The following is a 16761-nucleotide window of genomic DNA, read 5'->3' on the forward strand; positions in this document are numbered from 1 at the left end:
CGTTGCCGCCGACCTCGACATCGACGACAGGCCTGCCGCCGGCTACCCGCGCCGGCGGTTTCGTCCTGCTGGCGCTGGGGCTCGTCGTCGTGTTGGTGTTCTCGATCACCGTGGGCGCGCGTCCGATTGCGCTTGGTGATATCTGGTACGCCCTGACGGCGTTCGACGGAACGCAGACCAACCACAAGATCATCCTCGACCTGCGCCTGCCGCGCACGCTGGTCGGGCTGCTGGTCGGGGCTGCACTCGGCCTCTCCGGCGCTATCCTCCAGGGGGCGACGCGCAATCCGCTGGCCGACCCCGGCATCCTCGGCATCAATGCCGGCGCGACGCTTTGCGTGGTGCTCGGCATCTCGGTATTCGGCATCACCCAGCTCTCGGGCTACGTCTGGCTGGCCTTTCTCGGGGCAGGGGGCGCGATGCTGGTGGTCTATCTCGTCGCTTCGCTCGGCCGCGAGGGGGCGACGCCGATGAAGCTGGCGCTGGCCGGCGCAGCGGTCACCGCCGCGCTCACTTCGGTCACCTCGGCGATCCTCATCACCAATGTCGAAACCCTCGACCAGATTCGCTTCTGGCAGGTGGGCGCGCTCACCGGCCGCACCACCGATATCCTGCTGCAGGTCGCTCCGTTCATTCTGGCTGGCATCATGCTGGCGCTGCTCACCTCGCGCATCCTCGACGGGCTGGCGCTGGGGGATGACGTCGCGCGCGGGCTCGGGCTCAAGGTGCAGCGCGGCCGCACCATGGTCGGCGTCGCCGCGGTGATCCTGGCGGGCGCCGCCACGGCCGCTGCCGGGCCGATCGCCTTTGTCGGCCTGACGGTGCCGCATCTCGCCCGCGCCTTCACCGGCCCGAACTATCGCTGGATCCTGCCTTATTCGATGCTGCTGGCACCTATCCTGCTGCTCGGCGCCGACATCATCGGCCGCATCATCGTGCCGCCGGGTGAGTTGCAGGTGGGTATCGTGACAGCCGCGCTCGGTGCGCCGTTCTTCATTGCGCTGGTGCGGCGCAGGAAGCTGGCCGAGCTATGAGCGCCACCCACAGCTTTGCTCCGATCGGCGCCGTCGTCGCGGCCCGCCAGCGCCTGCGGCGGCGCTACGGCCTCGTCGTCTTCGGCCTGGCGCTGCTATCGCTGGCGATAGCCAGTCTCTCGATGTCGATCGGCGACTATCCGCTGCCGCTTGCCGACGTGGTCGGCTCGCTGCTCTCGCCCTTCACCGGCGCCACCGACGCCGCGAACGATTTCATCGTGCTCGGCGTCCGCCTGCCGCGCGTGATGGCCGGGCTGCTGTCCGGCGCCGCCTTCGGGCTCTCGGGCGTCATTTTCCAGACCATCCTCCGAAATCCGCTCGCCAGCCCCGACATCGTCGGCATCACCACCGGCGCCAGCGCCGCGGCGGTGCTGGCGATCATCATCTTCAAGTGGTCCGGGCTGGGCGTCTCGTTGATGGCCTGCGGCGGCGCCGTGCTGACGGCGCTGCTGATCTACGGCCTTGCCTGGCGCGACGGCGTCACCCCCTACCGGCTGGTGCTGATCGGCATCGGCATGGCAGCGCTCGCCGGGGCGGTGGTCTCCTACCTCTTCACCCGCGCTCGCGTCATGGAGGTGCAGGAGGCGCTGAGCTGGCTGACCGGCAGCCTCAACGGCTCCACCTTCGAGAGCCTGACCCCGCTGGCCGTCGCGCTGCTCGTGCTGGCGCCGGTGGCCGCCTTGCTCTCACGTTCGCTGCGCACGCTGCAGATGGGCGATGATGCCGCGACGGCGCTGGGCACCCGCGTCGAGTTCTCCCGGCTGGGGCTGATCCTCGTCGCCGTGCTGCTCGCCGCTTTCGCCACAGCTGCGGTAGGACCCGTGTCGTTCGTCGCCTTCATCGCCGGCCCCATCGCGCGGCGCCTGCTCGGCCCCTCCGGCAACGCGCTGTTGCCGGCAGCATTGGTTGGCGGGCTCGTCACGAACGCCGCCGACTTCGTTGCCCAGCACATGCTGGGCCGCAACCAGTTGCCGGTCGGAGTCGTCACCGGCGCGCTCGGCGCCGGCTTCCTCATCTACCTTCTTGCCGCTGCCCATCGTTCGGGCCGCGGCGGCTGATCGGAGGTTCTGATGTCCGTGCACCACCAGCTCTCGGCCGCCGGCCTGACGCTCGGCTATGGCGAGCGCACCATCGTCGACCAGCTGAGCATCGCGATCCCGCCCGGCAAGTTCACGGTGATCGTCGGCGCCAATGCCTGCGGAAAATCTACCTTGCTGCGCGGGTTGGCGCGGCTGCTGACGGCCAGCGCCGGCACGGTCTATCTCGATGGTCGCGCCATTCACCAGATGCCGACCCGCGAAGTCGCGACGCTGCTCGGGGTATTGCCGCAAACCCCGGTAGCACCCGACGGCATCACCGTCGCCGATCTCGTCGGCCGCGGTCGTTATCCGCATCAGGGCTGGTTCCGCCAGTGGACGGCCGCCGACGATGCCGCCGTCGCCACCGCGCTGCAGGCGACCGATACGCTCGATCTGGCTGGCCGGACCGTCGATGAGCTTTCCGGCGGCCAGCGGCAGCGCGTCTGGATCGCCATGGCGCTGGCTCAGGAAACCGAACTGCTGCTGCTCGATGAGCCCACCACCTTCCTCGACATCAACCACCAGGTCGAAGTGCTGGATCTGCTCACCGACCTGGTGCAGCAGCGCGGCCGTACGGTGGTTGCCGTGCTGCACGACCTCAACCTCGCCTGCCGTTACGCCGATCACATCGTCGCCATGCGTCAGGGCAAGGTCGCAGCCTCGGGTGAACCGGCAGAGGTAGTGACGGCCGAACTGGTGAAGTCGGTGTTCGGTATGGATGCCGAAATCTGCGCCGATCCGGTCTCGCATACGCCGATGATCGTGCCGGTCGGGCGGCACCGGGTGAAGCCGCGGCTCAAGGCAGCGGCGGAGTAGGGGACGGAGTGGGGGCAGACTGAAGCAGACGGCCCCCTTCCATCCTCCCCCATGAAGGGCGAGGTGCCCTGCCGATGTATCTGGCACGATGGAAGACAGAGCCTCGTCTCTTCACCTCCCCCTTCATGGGGGACTTCGAGCCGTCCCGAAGGGCAAATCGCTCCAGTGGAGCGATTTGAGGGGAGAAGGCCATGAGAGCTATGCTCGAATGGCGAGGGAGGGCCGTCTCCATCAGTATGCCGCCTGCAGAATCTCAGTCCTGGCGCTCGTCGTGCCGGGCGAGGAACTCGCGCACGGCGTCCCAGAACAGGGGCTTGTTGACGGCCTCGTGGCCGACATTGGCAATGATGGAGAGCTCCCCGGCGCCCAGGTGCCGGTAGAGCCGGTTGGCTTCCTCCACGCCGCCCAGGTGATCGCGGTCGCCCATGATCACCAGCGTCGGGGCCGAGATCGCGGCCAGCTGTCGTTCGCTGTAACTGGGCAGCGTCAGCCACAGCTCCGAGATCTGGCTGAGGAACGCCTTCCAGTAATCCGGACCGTAGTGATGCATGTGCGTCACCTTGATCTGTTCGAAATAGGGGCCGTACTCGGCGGCGACGCGGTCGAAATCGACCTTGCCCGGCGCCGGAAAGCCCCAGCCGTGCAACCCTTCGAGATAGGCCTCGGTCGGCCGGCTGATCGTGCCGCCCAAGACCAGTGCTCCCGCCTTGCCGGGATGCCGGAGCCCGAACTCCAGCGCCGTCTGTCCGCCATCGCTGTAGCCGATGATCAGCGGTCGCCTGAGGCCGAGCGTCGCAATGAAGCCGGCGACGTCGTCGGCGAACTGCGCGTAGCTCATCTTCTGCGAGGGGTTGCTGGTTTTGCCATGTCCTCGGGTATCGAGGGCGAAGACGCGGTAGCGGTCGGCCAACCGCGGCATCGCCTCGCCCCAGGACGCAGCGGTCGCCGTGCCTCCGTGCAGCAGCAGCAGCGGCTGCCCGCGGCCTTCCTCGAGGTAATGCACCTCGAGGTCGCCGATCATCAGGCTGTGCGACCTGGCGCTCATTGCTCGTCGAGCCACTTCCCCATCAGGTCGATCAGGTAGTTGGTGCCGGCCTCCCGATCGGCCATCTTGTCGAGGCCGTCGAGGAAGGCGCCATCCTCTTTCACCACCATCCGCGTGCCGTCACCGTCGGGGAAAAGCTCGATGGTGGCCAGCGACACCGAGATGCGGTCGCCGTTCTTCAGCATCTCGTAGGTGTAAATGATGCGGTTGTCCGGCACGATGTCGCGATAGGTGACGTCGAACACATAGGTGTCGCCGCCCATTTCGGCCTCGTTGAACTCACGGCCGCCGACGCGGAAGTCCATGACGTCTTTCGGCTTGTCCGGGTTCGGCGAGCCGAACCACTGACGCTTGAACTCGGGGTTGGACCAGGCGGAGTACACCTTGCTCGGCGCGTGCTTGTATTTGCGTTCGACGGTGAAGCTGCCATGCGCGATGGAACGTTCGGTCATTTGAGTTTCCTCTTTCAGGCTTGGTTGATGACGTTGAATTCGAGGTGGGTGACGCCGGGCGACGCCGCGACAACCCGGGTGCGGGCGAGCTCGATGTGAGCGTCGCCAAGCTTGTCGAACAGGCGGGTGCCGCCGCCGAGCAGCACGCTGACCACCTGCACGCGGATCACGTCGGCGAGCCCGGCGCGCAGCACCTGCTGCGCCGTCGAGGCGCCCATCAGCACCACATCCTTGTCGCCCGCCGCTGCCCGGGCCTGCCGCACTGCGCTCTCGACACCGTCGGTTACGAAGCGGAAGCTGGCGCTCTTCATCTGCTGTTCGGGCTTTGGATTGTGCGTGAGGACGAACGACGGCACTGGGTAGGGTGTGTCGTTCCAGTGCTGCAGCCCCACATCGTAGGTGCGACGTCCCACGATCACCGCGCCGACCGTCCTGAAGGCGAGGTCGATCTCGGCTGCGTCCGCCGCTTCGGTGCTGCTGAAACTGCCGTCACCCGCCTTGGTGCCGCTGCCCGCGAACATCCACTCGTGCAACCGCTCGCCGCCCACGCCCATGCCGTCGCGCACCGAAACGTGGGGGCCGGCCACGAAGCCGTCGAGCGACATCGAGAAGTTCACCACAATCTTGGCCATTCGATCCTCCTGTTCAGCGGACATGCGAGCTCATTGCCGGAAACGGCGCTCCGGCATTTCTTCGCTGTTCTGTCGTCGTTGGCGCGTTACTTCGTCGGCTTGTCCGGGCCGCCGGGCAGCGCGTCGAGGAACGCTCCGAGCCGGTCCAGCCGGTGCTCCCAGCCGATGCGTCGATCGTTGATCCACTTCTCGGCCATGCTGAGCGCTCCCGTGTCGATGGTGCAGGTTCGCACCCGTCCCACCTTCTGCGTCGTCACCAGCCCGCTTTGCTCCAGCACCTGGAGGTGCTGCACGATAGCGGGCAGGCTCATCTTGAACGGCTCGGCCAGCTCGCTGACCGACGCGGATCCTCGGCTCAGCCGTTCAATCATCCGCCGCCTGGTGGGGTCGGCCAATGCCTGGAACATCAGGTCGAGGGGCTCTGTCTCTTGGTTAAGCATGACCTTAAGTATCGTGACGAGCGTACCCTGTCAATAGCTAAGTAAGTGCTTAAGTGATTAATCGGCTGAGATGCTGACGGCCCCGGTGGTCCATTCGGCGGGTTGCGGCCCGTCGATGCGTTCGACGCTGATCAGCTTGGGAGGGCCGTTCAACTGGCCGAAATAGCTGGCAAAGGCCGTATCGGCGGCGTCCCGTCCGACACCGATCCGCACGATGCCGTCGATCGGACACAGCCTCGTGGCATCGAACAGATACCAGCGGTCTCCCAGATAGGCCTCGAAAACGGCATGGAAGTCCTGGGGCTGCAGGTCGAGAGCATAGGCGGAGACGAACCGGGCGGGAATACCCAACGCACGGGCAAAGGTGATGCCCAGATGGGCGAAATCCCGGCACACACCGGCGCGCAACGTGAAGGTGTCGTAAGCCGAAGTGCTGGCGTCGCTCGAGCCTTCCAGATAGTCGACGTTCTCGAAGATCCAGTTGCAGATCGCGGTTACCTTCTCGTGGCCGTCCGCAATTCCGTCGAAGGTGCGCCAGGCAAAGCGGCCGAGCTTGTCGGATTGGCAGTAGCGTGACGGCGAGAGGTGCGCGACCACCTCGAACGGCAGTTCCGCGACCGGCATCTGGGCAATTCGGCCGGGGTCGCCGATGAAGGGGGCGGTTTCGATCTCGGCGCGATAGTCGAGCCGATGCGCTCCTACCGGAAGAACCATGCGCCGGTACCGATTGCCGGTTTCCGGCACAACATGCGTCTCGGTCGCGAGGTTGCCGGCGGCGCTGAATTCTTCGCTTACGACATTCTGCCCGGCATTGCGTTGCGCCTCGATGTTGAGGATCAGCGTGGTCTCCGCCGAGACTTCGTATTCGAGGTTGCAGTTGACCCTGAGCTTCATCGGTTTCCCCCAAGCTCAGCCACAATTCGCCGGCGGCATGCAAGGTTCCACGGAACCGCGTCGGCAGCCCCGCGGTTCTGCAGCGGCGAAACGGATGCTTGCGATGACCCTGCTCAGAGTGCGCCATGTCACGACCTATACCTATGCGCGCCCCGTGCGGTTCGGCCCGCACCGCCTGCTGTTCCGTCCGCGCGACAGCCACGAGCAGCGCCTGCTGGGTGCAGAGCTCGAGGTTTCGCCCGATGCACAGATCCATTGGATTCACGATGTCTTCGGCAATTGCATCACCGTTGCCGAGTTCGAGGGAGCGTCGAGCGTCCTGCGCTTTGCGACCGACATCCTGCTCGATCACTCATCGCAGATGGTGCCGCAGTTTCGCATCGAGGAGCGCGCCAAGCTCTGGCCGTTCGAATACGACGCCGGTTCCTTGCCGGATCTCGCGCCCTATATGCGGCCGCACCATCCCGCCCCGGAGGTTGAAGCCTTCGCCCGCCGATTCCTGCATCCGGGGAGGGAGACCGAGACGGGTCACCTGTTGATGACCATGACCGTCGGAATTCGCGAAAGCTTCAAATATGCGCGTCGCACCGACCCTGGCACGCAGCCTCCCTTGCAGACCTTGAACAGCCGCACGGGCACCTGCCGAGATTTCGCACTGCTGATGATGGAGGCTTGCCGCAGCCTCGGCTTTGCCGCGCGCTTCGTGACCGGGTACGTTCACGTGCCCTCCCGCGATAGAGCAGAAGCCCGGCGCGGCGGCGGAGCCACGCATGCCTGGGTGCAGGTGTTCCTGCCGGGCTCCGGCTGGGTGGAATTCGATCCCACCAACGGCATCATCGGCAGCAGGGACCTGATCCGTGTCGGGGTGGCCCGCGAGCCGCACCAGGCCCGCCCGCTCAGCGGCAGCTTCATCGGCGACCGCAGGGATTATCTGGGGATGACCGTGGAGGTAGAGGTCAGTGCCGAACCCGCACCCCGCGAGATGCAAGGCGGAGGCCGCCCCGACCGGCACTCTACCGACCCACGTGGTGTAAACCTCGAACGGAATTAGCCTTCCGGACCATTGCGCAGTCGGGCCAAGTCGTTACACCACGTTTCCGCGACAAGCGTGTCTGGGGAGAAGGCGATGGCCGGTAGCGTCAGGTGGGGGATTTTGGCAACCGGCTGGATCGCCGAGCAGTTCGTGAAGGACCTCAAGCTGCATGGCCATACGGTGACGGCCGTCGGTTCGCGCAGCCAGTCGGCCGCCGACAAGTTCGCGGCTCAGTTCGGCATCTCAACGGCGCATGGCAGCTACGAAGCGCTCTGTGCCGATCCCGATGTCGACGCGATCTACATCGCGACGCCGCACCCGATGCACGCCAAAAACGCCAAGCTGGCGCTCAGCCATGGCAAGCACGTGCTGGTCGAGAAAGCCCTCACGGTCAACGCCCGCGAAGCGCAGGAGATCGTTGACCTGGGCGCGAAGAACGGGCTCGTCGTCCTCGAGGCCATGTGGACCCGTTTCCTGCCGCATATGGTTCGCATCCGCGAGATCGTCCGCTCCGGCGTGCTGGGGGAGATCCGCTCGGTGGTCGCCGATCATACCCAGGATCTGCCCGACGACCCGGCGCACCGGCTCAACGCCCTGGAGCTCGGCGGTGGGGCGCTGCTCGACCTCGGCATCTACCCGATCTCGTTCACCTTCGATGTGCTGGGCGCGCCCAGGACCATCGCCGCGACAGCGCGGCTCAAGCAGACCGGTGCCGATGGCACCGTCGCCACCATGTTCACCTACGACTCCGGCGCCATCGCGCTTACCCTGTCGGGCAGCGACACGGCCGGGCGGAACATCGCCACCATCCACGGCACCGAGGGCCGGATCGAGATCGACAAGGTCTGGTACGCGCCCACCAGCTTCCGCCGCTACGACGCCACCAACGCCCTGGTCGAAGAGTATGTCTCCAGGGTCGAAGGCCGCGGCATGCAGTACCAGGCCGCCGAGCTCGAGCGCCTGGTTGCGGAAAACAGCATCGCGGGCACCATCCTCTCACCCACCGAGAGCGTCGCCATCATGGCCTGCCTCGATACCATCCGGCAGCAGATTGGGCTCAAGTACCCGACCGAGTGATCCCGCCGCCTTTACGCCAGGCGGATTTACCTGTTCGATCCGCCCCCTCGATTGCCGAACGATCCGGAGGAAATTGATGAAATATCGTTATCTCGGCCGCAGCGGCCTGTTGGTTTCACGCCTTTGCTTGGGCACCATGACATTCGGCAATTCGCAGTGGGGCTGCGATCAGGAGACTTCGAGCGCCATCGTCAAACGCTTCATCGAAGGCGGCGGCAACTTCATCGACACGGCCAACGGCTATTCGGGTGGCGCCTCGGAGACGATGCTCGGGGTGGCGTTGAAAGACCATAGCCGCGACCAGCTGGTGATCGCCACCAAGTGCTGGTTCCCCGCCGACCCGGCAGTGACCTCGCGCGGCCTCAGCCGCAAGCATATCGTCGAGGCCTGCGAGAAGAGCCTGAAGCGGCTCGGTACCGACTATATCGACCTCTACCAGTTCCACGGGCCCGACCCGTATACCCCAATCGAGGAGAGCCTGCGCGCCGCCGACGACCTGATCCGGGCCGGCAAGGTCCGCTACCTCGGCTGCTCGAACTTCTATGGCTGGCAGATCGCCAAGGCCAACGGCGTCGCCGAGCTCAAGGGCTACGAGCCGCTGGTCTCCGCCCAGCACCTCTACAACCTGGTCCGCCGCGACATCGAACGCGAGATTTTGCCGGCCTGTGACGACCAGGGCCTCGGCATGATCTGCTGGAGCCCGCTGGCTGCCGGCATGCTCACGGGCAAGTATCGCGATCAGGCCAAGCCCGACGAGCAATCCCGTATCGGCCAGCAGGCGGCGATCACGCTGCCGCGCTACTGGTTCGAGGATTCGCTGAAGATGATCGACAAGGTGGTCGAAGTGGCGGCCCGCCTCGGCCGCACGCCGAGCCAGGTGGCGCTCAGCTGGCTGCTCGGTGACGTCAGGGTCACCGCCGCCATCATTGGCGCCCGCCGCGTCGATCAGGTGGCCGAAAACCTCGAGGCCGGCGATTTCGATCTCCCTGCCGATGTGCGCCGGGAACTCACTGACGCCATGCCGCTGAAGCTCGGCTATCCTTACGAGTGGATGAACACCAACCTGCCGGGGACGTTTGGCAAGGCGGAACTCGAGCCGACGCACACGCAGAGATTGCCTTGAGCTAGTCACCGGCGGTGCAATGATCCTCCCCCGCGTGGCGGGGGAGGGGGACCACCCGAAGGGTGGTGGAGGGGGCGGCTAAACCCTAAGTCGCTCGACGCTCAGCGCCGATCGCGCCGCCCATTCCACTTTAGTGCCTTTTGCCGCCCCCTCCACCGCCTTCGGCGGTCCCCCTCCCCCGCCACGCGGGGGAGGATCACTGAGAGGCCGGCGCCCTCAGTTCCAGTCCGGCTCCCCGGCAAACCGGTGCGCGCTGATCCAGTCCTGATCCAGCTCCACCCCGAGCCCCGGCGCCATCGACACCTGCATCTTGCCATCCCTTACCTGCAGCGGGTTGGGCGAGGCCCATGCGATCGCGTCCGCCCGCCGCGTGCACTCGATGCGCGGGCAGTTGAACACCGAGGCCGCCAGCTGCTGGCTCGCCGCGTTCATCAGCAACCCACTGACATTGTGCAGCGTGATCGGCGTGCGGTAGAGCGCCGCGAGGTCGGCGATCGCCTTGGTCCCGGTGATGCCGCCCGAACTGATGATGTCGGGCTGCAGGCAATCGACCGCCTGGTGCTGGAGGAACGGCAGCGCCCCCTCGGGCAGCTCGATGTTCTCGCCCGTCATGATCGGGATGTTGGTCGAGCGCCGGAGCGCCAGCCAGTTCTCGGAAAAGCCGGGCTGCAGCGGGTCCTCGTAGTAGATCGGCTTGATCGCTTCCACCGCCTCGGCCACCGCGATGGCGCTCGGTGCGTCGAGCTCGTTGTGGCAGTGGACGATGATGTCGATTTCGTCGCCCAGGTGCTCGCGCGCCAGCTCGTAGGACCGGCGGATCTTGCGGATGTCACCCGGCGACAGGCTCGGCGTGTATTCCTGCATCGGTATACCGATGGCGTCGTGGATATCGACCTTGAACGTCCTGAAGCCGTGCGGATCCGACTTGAGGTCGGCGGCTGCTTCGGCCCAGGCGCCGGCATCGGTCAGGTCGAAATGCGGGCAGTGCGAATAGAGTTCGAGTTCGGTGCGGAAGGCCCCGCCGAGCAGCTTGCACACCGGCTGCCGCAACAGTTTCCCGGCGAGGTCCCACAGTGCCATGTCGAGGCCCGAGCAGATCATGATGTGCGCCGGACGCTGACGATAGGCGTAGAACAGGTTGTGGTGGTGCACCCCGATATCGAGCGGGTCCTTGCCGATCAGCTGGAGATGCGGCAGCCGCGCGCCGCCCTCGGCATGGGTGAGAAGCGCGGCGCGCACCAGATCGCCATCGAGGTCGCCGCACTCGCCATAGCCGGAGATACCGGCATCGGTGTCGATGCGGACGAGGCAGAAGCCGCTGTCGAGCCGCAACGCCTTGATCGCGGTGATCCGCGCCTGGCCGCGGTCTCCCTCGGACAGATGACCCACACTCGACATGGCAAATCCCCTCCCTTTTGTCGCCCTCTATAGCGGGGAGGGGAGTGACGGCAAAGCCGTCAGATGCCTCGCGCGCCGCGTTGCGGGATGTCGAGCCCCAGATGCGAGCGCAGCGTCGTGCCTTCGTATTCAGTGCGGAACAGCCCGCGCTGCTGCAGGATCGGCACCACGTCCGAGAAAAACAGGCCCGAGCCCTCGGGGTGATAGGTCGGCATCACCACATAGCCATCGCAGGCGTCGGCGAGGAAGCGCTCCGCCATCTGGTCGGCGATCTGCTCGGGGCTGCCGGTCAGCGTCCAGTGACCGTCGGAACGGCCGGTGAGCTTCACCAGTTCACGCAGCGTCCAGCCGTCGTTGAGCGTCAGGTCGGCAAAGATCTTGTAGCGGCTCTGCCGGCCCTGCACCGCCGAGACATCCGGCAGCGCCTCACGCGGGATCGGCTTGTCGAGATCGAACGCCGAGAGGTCGACCCCGGGGATATAGCTGTTGAGCTTCCTCAGCGACGCCTTGATGTCGATGAATTCGCCCAGCTCCCGTTCGGTCGCCTTAGCTTCCGCCTCGGTGGCCCCGATGATCGGAGTGATGCCGAGCAGCAGCTTCACCCGGCGCGGGTCGCGGCCGGCGGCAGCGACACGGGCGCGCATGTCATGGGCAAATTCGAGGCTGTCCTCCAGCGTCTGCTGCGCCGTGAACACACCCTCGGCGGTCTGGGCGGCAAAGCCACGACCGATCGGCGAGGCGCCGGCCTGGAACAGCACCGGCCAGCCCTGCGGCGGGCGCTGGATATTGAGCGGTCCGGTCACGTCGAAGAACTTGCCGTGAAAGTCGGTGGGGCGGATGTCGCCGACATCGGCAAACCGGCCGCCGGCACGATCGATCTTCAGCGTCTGCTGGTCCCAGCTGTCCCACAGGCGCTTGGCGATCTCGACGAACTCGGCTGCCTGCGCATAGCGCACATCCTGGTCGGGCAGGGGCGTCGCACCGTAGTTCTTTTCGCCGGTCGCCGAGGTGACGATGTTCCAGCCGGCGCGGCCGCCCGAAGCGCGATCGAGCGAGGCGAACTGCCGCGCCACGGTGTAGGGCTCGGAGAAACTGGTCGAAACGCTGGAGACCAGCCCGACGCGGCTGGTGAACGCCGCGAGGTATGAGGTCAGCACCACCGGCTCGAAGGCGTTGAGCACCGGGTTTACCCCCAGCGCCTTGGGGTCGAGGGACGGGATATCGGCAAAGAAGATCGCGTCGATCTTGGCCGCCTCGGCGGCCTGCGCGAACGCCACATAGAAGCCGGGCGTATTGGCGAGCTCGATATTGCTGCCGTTGCGCCGCCAGGCCCCCTGGTGGTTGCCGCCGCCGGAAACGAGCACGGCTATGTTCATCTTGTCATTGCCGGTTGGCCGGGCGCTGGACATGGTCGAAATACCCAATGGAAATGAGGCGGGCGCCGGCGGTTGCCGGCGCCCTGGTCTGGATTACCGGCGCGATCAGCTCTTCGGCTTGGGTTGCACCCAGTTCGAGGCGTTCTGGCCGATATTGACGCCCGGCGCGTCGAGCTTGAGGTCGGTAATGTTGTAGGCGGCGAGGATCTCGGCGTATTTGCCGTTGTCGAACAGGATCTTCAGCGCCGCCTCGATGGCGTTGGCCAGTTCCGTGTTCCCCTTGTCGACGATGAAGCCGATATAGAGGTCGCCCAGCTCGGGCGCCGGGACCAGGATCTGGCCTGGATTGAGCCCCGCCGCCTCACGGTAGCGGCCCACCGCAGTGGCCGAAATGTCGGCGCGCGGCAGTCGGCCGGATTGGATAGCCTGGTCCTTGGCGGTGGCATCGGGGAACTCGATGAAGTTCGCCGGCTTCAGCCCCTTGCTCTCGCACTGCGACAGCGCCTTGAAGATGATGTTGGTGGTGCCCTGCACGATCCCGAGGTCGCGGCCGCAGAGGTCGAACACCGTCTTGATGCTGTCCTTGTCGGCTTCATCGATCAGGAGCTGGAAGGTCAGCCGGGTATGGTCGATGAAGTCCACCTGCTCGCGGCGCAGGTCGTTGTCGCCGAGATCGCCCAGCGACACATCCGAACGCCCCGACTTCACCCCGGCGATCAACTGCTGAAACGGCGCTTCGGTGTAGACTGGCTTCACCCCGAGGATCTCGCTCACCGCGTTGAACAGCTCGATCTCGTAGCCGGTGAACTCGGTCGTGCCTTCCTTGAAGAACGAGTGCGGTGCATAGACCGTCGAGGCGCCGACATTCAGCACGCCGGCATCGCGGTATTTGGCCGGCAGCAGGGCACGGGCGGCTTCGGCCGCGGCATCCTGGGCGAAGGCCGGTGCGGCCAGCAGCGGCGCCGCCACCGCGAGCGTCAGGGCGGCGGCGCGTAGCCCTTTGGTTACCAGTATCGAAAGCTTGGTCACGATCAGTCTCTTCCTTGCATGAGGGGCCCCCGGCCCGGTGGTTCAGGCGTGGCCGCGCCGGCCCTCGGCCGGGGCGAACCTGAAATGATCCCTGAGGAACTCGGCAGTGCGCGGCTGGCGCGGTCGGCTGAAGATCTCGCTCGCCGGTCCGTCCTCGATGATGCGGCCGGCATCCATCACCGCGATGCGGTCGCCGGCTTCCTCGGCGAAGCGCATCTCGTGGGTGACGACCACCATGGTCATGCCGTCGCTGGCCAGCGCCTGCATGACCCCCAGCACTTCGCCCACCAGTTCGGGGTCGAGCGCGCTGGTCGCCTCGTCGAACAGCATTACCTTGGGGGTCATCGCCAGCGCCCGTGCGATGGCGGCGCGCTGCTGCTGCCCGCCGGAGAGCTGGCTGGGATAGCTGTCATGCTTGTCGGCGAGCCCGACCCGCGACAGCAGGTCCGTCGCCGCGCGCACCGCCGCGCTGCGGCCCACACCCAGCACCTGTACCGGACCCTCGATGACGTTCTCCAGCACCGTGCGGTGCGAGAACAGGTTCACATGCTGTGACACCAGCCCGACCCGGCTGCGGAATGCCGCGGCTTCCCGTCCGCTCCACGGCTTCAGCACGCCGTTGCGTTCGGTGTAACCCACCCGGGTTTCGTCCAGCACCACGGCGCCGCTGTCGAAATCCGTGAGCCCATTGAGGCACCGGAGCAGGGTGCTCTTGCCCGAGCCGGACGGCCCGATGATGCAGCGCACTTCGCCCTGCCGGACATCGAGGTTGACCCCATCCAGCACCCGGTTGGCGCCATAGGCTTTGGTGACGTTGCGCACGCGGATCAGCGCCGGTACCTCGGCGGCGACCCGGATATCGGGCGGGGAGAAGTTCATCGCGCCACCCCGGCCGAAAACCGCCGCTCCAGCAGGCCCTGCACGAAGGTGAACACGATGGTCAGCACCAGGTACCAGATGCTGGCGACGATCAGCAGCGGGATCACCTGGTAGTTGCTGGCATAGATGCCCTGCGCCCGGGTCATCAGGTCGCCGACTCCCACCACCGACACCAGCGAAGTCGCCTTCAGCAGGTTGATCATGTCGTTGCCGAGCGGCGGGATGATCGATTTGGCCGCCTGGGGCGCGACCACCCGGCGGAACGCTTTGGCGCGCGTCATCCCCAGCGCGATCGCAGCCTCGACCTGGCCCGGCTGCACCGACAGCAGCCCGCCGCGGATGATCTCGCCCATATAGGCGGCCTGGTTGAGGCCTATGGCGATCAGGCACGCCACCAGCGGGCTCACCAGCACGTTAGTGTCGCCATAAAGCCCGATATCGGTGAACGGGATGCCGAAGCCGAGCTGCGGAAAGAACGTGCCGAGATTGTACCAGATGAGGATTTGCACCAGCAGCGGCACGGCCCGGAACAGCCCGAGATAGCCGACTGCGATGGTCTTGAGCAGTGGGTTGGACGACATCCGCATCAGCGCGATCACCAGCCCGCCGACGAGCCCGATCACCGCCGAGAGGAAGGTGATAAGCAGCGTCGTCAGCAAGCCCGAGAGAATGATGGGTGCAGTGAGGAACTTGCCGATCGAATCCCAGCGCATCGCCGGGTTGGTGGCGACCACCGACACTGCGTAGGCGGCAACCAGCACCGCCAAACCCCAGACGAGGCCGCTTCGAACCAGATGTGCAAAGCCTGAGCGCGGCCGCTCCACGGGCCGCTCTTCGAGCGGCACGTCGGTGCGTTCGGCGATATCGAGCGTCAGTGGCGTCAAACCAGGCCCCCGCTGCATCCCGACAGGATACAGTGTTGATTAAATCGACTGGATTAGTAGTCTATACGTCCAAACCGGTCGAGGAACTCCGGCAGCGCGCCGGTCGCAGGTGACGAAAAAACCTGCCCTCGGAGAACGTTAGCTTAGGACGGACGTTTCAATCGGGACGTTTTGCGTCGTGACCAGGCCACAAGGAAACACGCATGAACGAAGCGCATCCACGCCTCTCCATTCTCATTGTCGGCGGCGGCGCCAGCGGCGTGCTGCTTGCCGCGCATCTGTTGCGCAGCGCTGCCGATACTCGCGTCACGCTGGTCGAGAAGCGCCCGAGCCTCGGTCGCGGCGTGGCCTATTCGACCCGGCAACTCGATCACGTGCTGAACGTCGCCGCCCCGGGCATGAGCGCCTTCGCCGACGATCCGGATCACTTCTGGCGCTGGCTGCGCGAGCGGAAACTGGTAACAGAAGGCGAACGGTTCGTCTTTGTCCCGCGCCGGCATTATGGCAGCTACCTGGCCGACGTGCTGGCCGAGGTCGAAGCGGCGGCCCCTGGCCGCCTGCACATCGTCCATGACGAGTGCATCGACATCCTGACCACGGGGGCAGGGGTGGAAGCCAGGCTCCAGGGCGGCGCCAGCCTGATGGCGCACGTCGCGGTCCTGGCGGTGGGGCACGAAACCAATCCGGCCCGTGCCAAGGGAATTGCCGTCCGCGTCGGCTCCGACGCCGATACGCCGCTTGATCCCGAGGCCGCGGTGCTGCTGCTCGGCTCGGGCCTGTCGATGGTCGATGCCTGGCTGTCGCTGGCCGAGGCGCGACATCGCGGCCCGATCACCGTCGTCTCGCGCCACGGCCTCCTGCCCAAGTCGCATCGGCAAGTGTTGCCGATCCCGCTCGAGGCCGCCGACGTGCCGTTCGGCACCGAGCTCCACTACTTCACCGCCTGGTTTCGCGACCTGGTCGAGGAAGCGGCCGGACGCGGTGAGGATTGGCGCAGCGTCGTCGATGCACTGCGGCCGTTCAACCAGCGCATCTGGCAGAACTGGTCGCTCGGCTCGCGTCGCCGCTTTCTCAGCCATGTCAGGCCGTTCTGGAACATCCACCGCCACCGCCTGCCACCGGAGCTGCATGCGCGCCTCGAGCAGGCGGTGGGGGCAGGGCAGGTCCGGCTGGTCGCCGGCACCTACCTGGACATCGAGCGGCGCGGCGCCGAAGTCCGCGCCACCGTGCGTCGCAAGGGTGCCAGCAATCTCACCTTTTTCGACGTTGCCCGGGTCTACGATTGCGGCGGCATCAGCGTCGATGTCGAGCACTCGAGCAACCCGACGATCCGCGCGCTGCTCTCCCGCGGCGACATCCGGCCCGATCCGCTGCACATCGGCCTCGAGGTGGACGCCGAATGCCGCACGATCGACCGCTTCGGCACCCCATCCGACCGGCTGCTGGCGGTAGGCCCGCTCACGCGCGGCACCTTCTTCGAGATCGAGGCGATACCCGATATCCGAGTGCAGTGCGCGGACCTGGCGGCAAGGCTGGCGCTGGAAACGCTCCGCCGACCTCAAGGCTGAAC

Annotated in this window: 17 protein-coding genes; 7 read left to right on the forward strand and 10 right to left on the reverse strand. The window is 66.2% G+C overall.

Annotation, left to right across the window (positions count from 1 at the left end):
- Positions 1-2: 2 nt before the first annotated feature.
- Genes APS40_RS19920 through APS40_RS19930 form a run of 3 tightly spaced genes read left to right on the forward strand, consistent with a single transcriptional unit; the run spans position 3 to position 2929 of the window.
- Complete coding sequence (locus tag APS40_RS19920) at positions 3-1034, forward strand: FecCD family ABC transporter permease (RefSeq protein WP_055048710.1); 1032 nt, start codon at positions 3-5, stop codon at positions 1032-1034.
- On the forward strand, positions 1031-2092 hold the full coding sequence (locus tag APS40_RS19925) for a FecCD family ABC transporter permease (RefSeq protein ID WP_055048711.1): 1062 nt from the start codon (positions 1031-1033) through the stop codon (positions 2090-2092). The genes APS40_RS19920 and APS40_RS19925 overlap by 4 nt, the downstream gene beginning before the upstream one ends.
- 12 nt (positions 2093-2104) lie before the next feature.
- The gene (locus APS40_RS19930; RefSeq protein WP_055048712.1) at positions 2105-2929 is read left to right on the forward strand and encodes an ABC transporter ATP-binding protein; all 825 of its coding nucleotides are present in this window, start codon (positions 2105-2107) and stop codon (positions 2927-2929) included.
- 253 nt (positions 2930-3182) lie between these two features.
- Here the strand turns inward: APS40_RS19930 and APS40_RS19935 are convergent, their stop codons facing one another.
- The 5 genes from APS40_RS19935 to APS40_RS19955 all read right to left on the reverse strand — a co-directional run bounded on the left by APS40_RS19935 (position 3183) and on the right by APS40_RS19955 (position 6392).
- Positions 3183-3974, reverse strand: coding sequence for an alpha/beta fold hydrolase (locus APS40_RS19935; RefSeq protein WP_055048713.1), 792 nt, complete (start codon positions 3972-3974; stop codon positions 3183-3185).
- Entirely contained in the window at positions 3971-4426 is a 456-nt protein-coding gene (locus APS40_RS19940; RefSeq protein ID WP_055048714.1) for an SRPBCC family protein, read from the reverse strand. Before APS40_RS19940 ends, APS40_RS19935 begins: the two co-directional genes overlap by 4 nt.
- Before the next feature lie 14 nt (positions 4427-4440).
- The gene (locus tag APS40_RS19945; RefSeq protein WP_055048715.1) at positions 4441-5058 is read right to left on the reverse strand and encodes a dihydrofolate reductase family protein; all 618 of its coding nucleotides are present in this window, start codon (positions 5056-5058) and stop codon (positions 4441-4443) included.
- Positions 5059-5144: 86 nt separating this feature from the next.
- Positions 5145-5498: an ArsR/SmtB family transcription factor gene (locus APS40_RS19950; protein WP_055048716.1), complete on the reverse strand. Its 354-nt coding sequence runs from the start codon at positions 5496-5498 to the stop codon at positions 5145-5147.
- Between the two features lie 57 nt (positions 5499-5555).
- Positions 5556-6392 carry a transglutaminase-like domain-containing protein gene (locus tag APS40_RS19955; protein WP_055048717.1) on the reverse strand — a complete coding sequence of 279 codons (837 nt, stop codon included), beginning with the start codon at positions 6390-6392 and terminating at the stop codon, positions 5556-5558.
- Positions 6393-6495: 103 nt separating this feature from the next.
- Here APS40_RS19955 and APS40_RS19960 point away from each other — a divergent pair, with 103 nt between their 5' ends.
- From APS40_RS19960 to APS40_RS19970, 3 genes are all read left to right on the forward strand, one after another.
- Positions 6496-7443 carry a transglutaminase family protein gene (locus APS40_RS19960; RefSeq protein ID WP_055049750.1) on the forward strand — a complete coding sequence of 316 codons (948 nt, stop codon included), beginning with the start codon at positions 6496-6498 and terminating at the stop codon, positions 7441-7443.
- Positions 7444-7518: 75 nt separating this feature from the next.
- The gene (locus APS40_RS19965; RefSeq protein WP_055048718.1) at positions 7519-8502 is read left to right on the forward strand and encodes a Gfo/Idh/MocA family protein; all 984 of its coding nucleotides are present in this window, start codon (positions 7519-7521) and stop codon (positions 8500-8502) included.
- Positions 8503-8578: 76 nt separating this feature from the next.
- On the forward strand, positions 8579-9625 hold the full coding sequence (locus APS40_RS19970) for an aldo/keto reductase (RefSeq protein ID WP_055048719.1): 1047 nt from the start codon (positions 8579-8581) through the stop codon (positions 9623-9625).
- Between the two features lie 216 nt (positions 9626-9841).
- Here the strand turns inward: APS40_RS19970 and APS40_RS19975 are convergent, their stop codons facing one another.
- The 5 genes from APS40_RS19975 to APS40_RS19995 form a co-directional block, all read right to left on the reverse strand.
- Complete coding sequence (locus APS40_RS19975) at positions 9842-11023, reverse strand: mandelate racemase/muconate lactonizing enzyme family protein (protein WP_055048720.1); 1182 nt, start codon at positions 11021-11023, stop codon at positions 9842-9844.
- Positions 11024-11082: 59 nt separating this feature from the next.
- On the reverse strand, positions 11083-12399 hold the full coding sequence (locus APS40_RS19980) for an NtaA/DmoA family FMN-dependent monooxygenase (protein ID WP_055048721.1): 1317 nt from the start codon (positions 12397-12399) through the stop codon (positions 11083-11085).
- Positions 12400-12504: 105 nt separating this feature from the next.
- A complete protein-coding gene (locus APS40_RS19985; protein ID WP_055048722.1) occupies positions 12505-13428 on the reverse strand; it encodes a transporter substrate-binding domain-containing protein in 924 nt (307 codons plus the stop codon).
- 42 nt (positions 13429-13470) lie between these two features.
- On the reverse strand, positions 13471-14307 hold the full coding sequence (locus tag APS40_RS19990) for an amino acid ABC transporter ATP-binding protein (RefSeq protein WP_236884142.1): 837 nt from the start codon (positions 14305-14307) through the stop codon (positions 13471-13473).
- Positions 14304-15191 carry an amino acid ABC transporter permease gene (locus tag APS40_RS19995; RefSeq protein WP_197279371.1) on the reverse strand — a complete coding sequence of 296 codons (888 nt, stop codon included), beginning with the start codon at positions 15189-15191 and terminating at the stop codon, positions 14304-14306. Before APS40_RS19995 ends, APS40_RS19990 begins: the two co-directional genes overlap by 4 nt.
- A gap of 203 nt (positions 15192-15394) precedes the next feature.
- Here APS40_RS19995 and APS40_RS20000 point away from each other — a divergent pair, with 203 nt between their 5' ends.
- The gene (locus tag APS40_RS20000) at positions 15395-16759 is read left to right on the forward strand and encodes an FAD/NAD(P)-binding protein (protein WP_055048723.1); all 1365 of its coding nucleotides are present in this window, start codon (positions 15395-15397) and stop codon (positions 16757-16759) included.
- Positions 16760-16761 lie beyond the last annotated feature (2 nt).

This window comes from Devosia sp. A16, assembly GCF_001402915.1.
In the GTDB taxonomy this organism is placed as follows: domain Bacteria; phylum Pseudomonadota; class Alphaproteobacteria; order Rhizobiales; family Devosiaceae; genus Devosia_A.

What these genes read in the sequence shown, in the direction of transcription:
- APS40_RS19925 (WP_055048711.1), top strand. Translation starts at nt 1,031, where the DNA reads ATGAGCGCCACCCACAGCTTTGCTCCGATCGGCGCCGTCGTCGCGGCC.
- APS40_RS19930 (WP_055048712.1), top strand. Translation starts at nt 2,105, where the DNA reads ATGTCCGTGCACCACCAGCTCTCGGCCGCCGGCCTGACGCTCGGCTAT.
- APS40_RS19935 (WP_055048713.1), bottom strand. Translation starts at nt 3,974, where the DNA reads ATGAGCGCCAGGTCGCACAGCCTGATGATCGGCGACCTCGAGGTGCAT.
- APS40_RS19940 (WP_055048714.1), bottom strand. Translation starts at nt 4,426, where the DNA reads ATGACCGAACGTTCCATCGCGCATGGCAGCTTCACCGTCGAACGCAAA.
- APS40_RS19945 (WP_055048715.1), bottom strand. Translation starts at nt 5,058, where the DNA reads ATGGCCAAGATTGTGGTGAACTTCTCGATGTCGCTCGACGGCTTCGTG.
- APS40_RS19950 (WP_055048716.1), bottom strand. Translation starts at nt 5,498, where the DNA reads ATGCTTAACCAAGAGACAGAGCCCCTCGACCTGATGTTCCAGGCATTG.
- APS40_RS19955 (WP_055048717.1), bottom strand. Translation starts at nt 6,392, where the DNA reads ATGAAGCTCAGGGTCAACTGCAACCTCGAATACGAAGTCTCGGCGGAG.
- APS40_RS19960 (WP_055049750.1), top strand. Translation starts at nt 6,496, where the DNA reads ATGACCCTGCTCAGAGTGCGCCATGTCACGACCTATACCTATGCGCGC.
- APS40_RS19965 (WP_055048718.1), top strand. Translation starts at nt 7,519, where the DNA reads ATGGCCGGTAGCGTCAGGTGGGGGATTTTGGCAACCGGCTGGATCGCC.
- APS40_RS19970 (WP_055048719.1), top strand. Translation starts at nt 8,579, where the DNA reads ATGAAATATCGTTATCTCGGCCGCAGCGGCCTGTTGGTTTCACGCCTT.
- APS40_RS19975 (WP_055048720.1), bottom strand. Translation starts at nt 11,023, where the DNA reads ATGTCGAGTGTGGGTCATCTGTCCGAGGGAGACCGCGGCCAGGCGCGG.
- APS40_RS19980 (WP_055048721.1), bottom strand. Translation starts at nt 12,399, where the DNA reads ATGAACATAGCCGTGCTCGTTTCCGGCGGCGGCAACCACCAGGGGGCC.
- APS40_RS19990 (WP_236884142.1), bottom strand. Translation starts at nt 14,307, where the DNA reads ATGAACTTCTCCCCGCCCGATATCCGGGTCGCCGCCGAGGTACCGGCG.
- APS40_RS20000 (WP_055048723.1), top strand. Translation starts at nt 15,395, where the DNA reads ATGAACGAAGCGCATCCACGCCTCTCCATTCTCATTGTCGGCGGCGGC.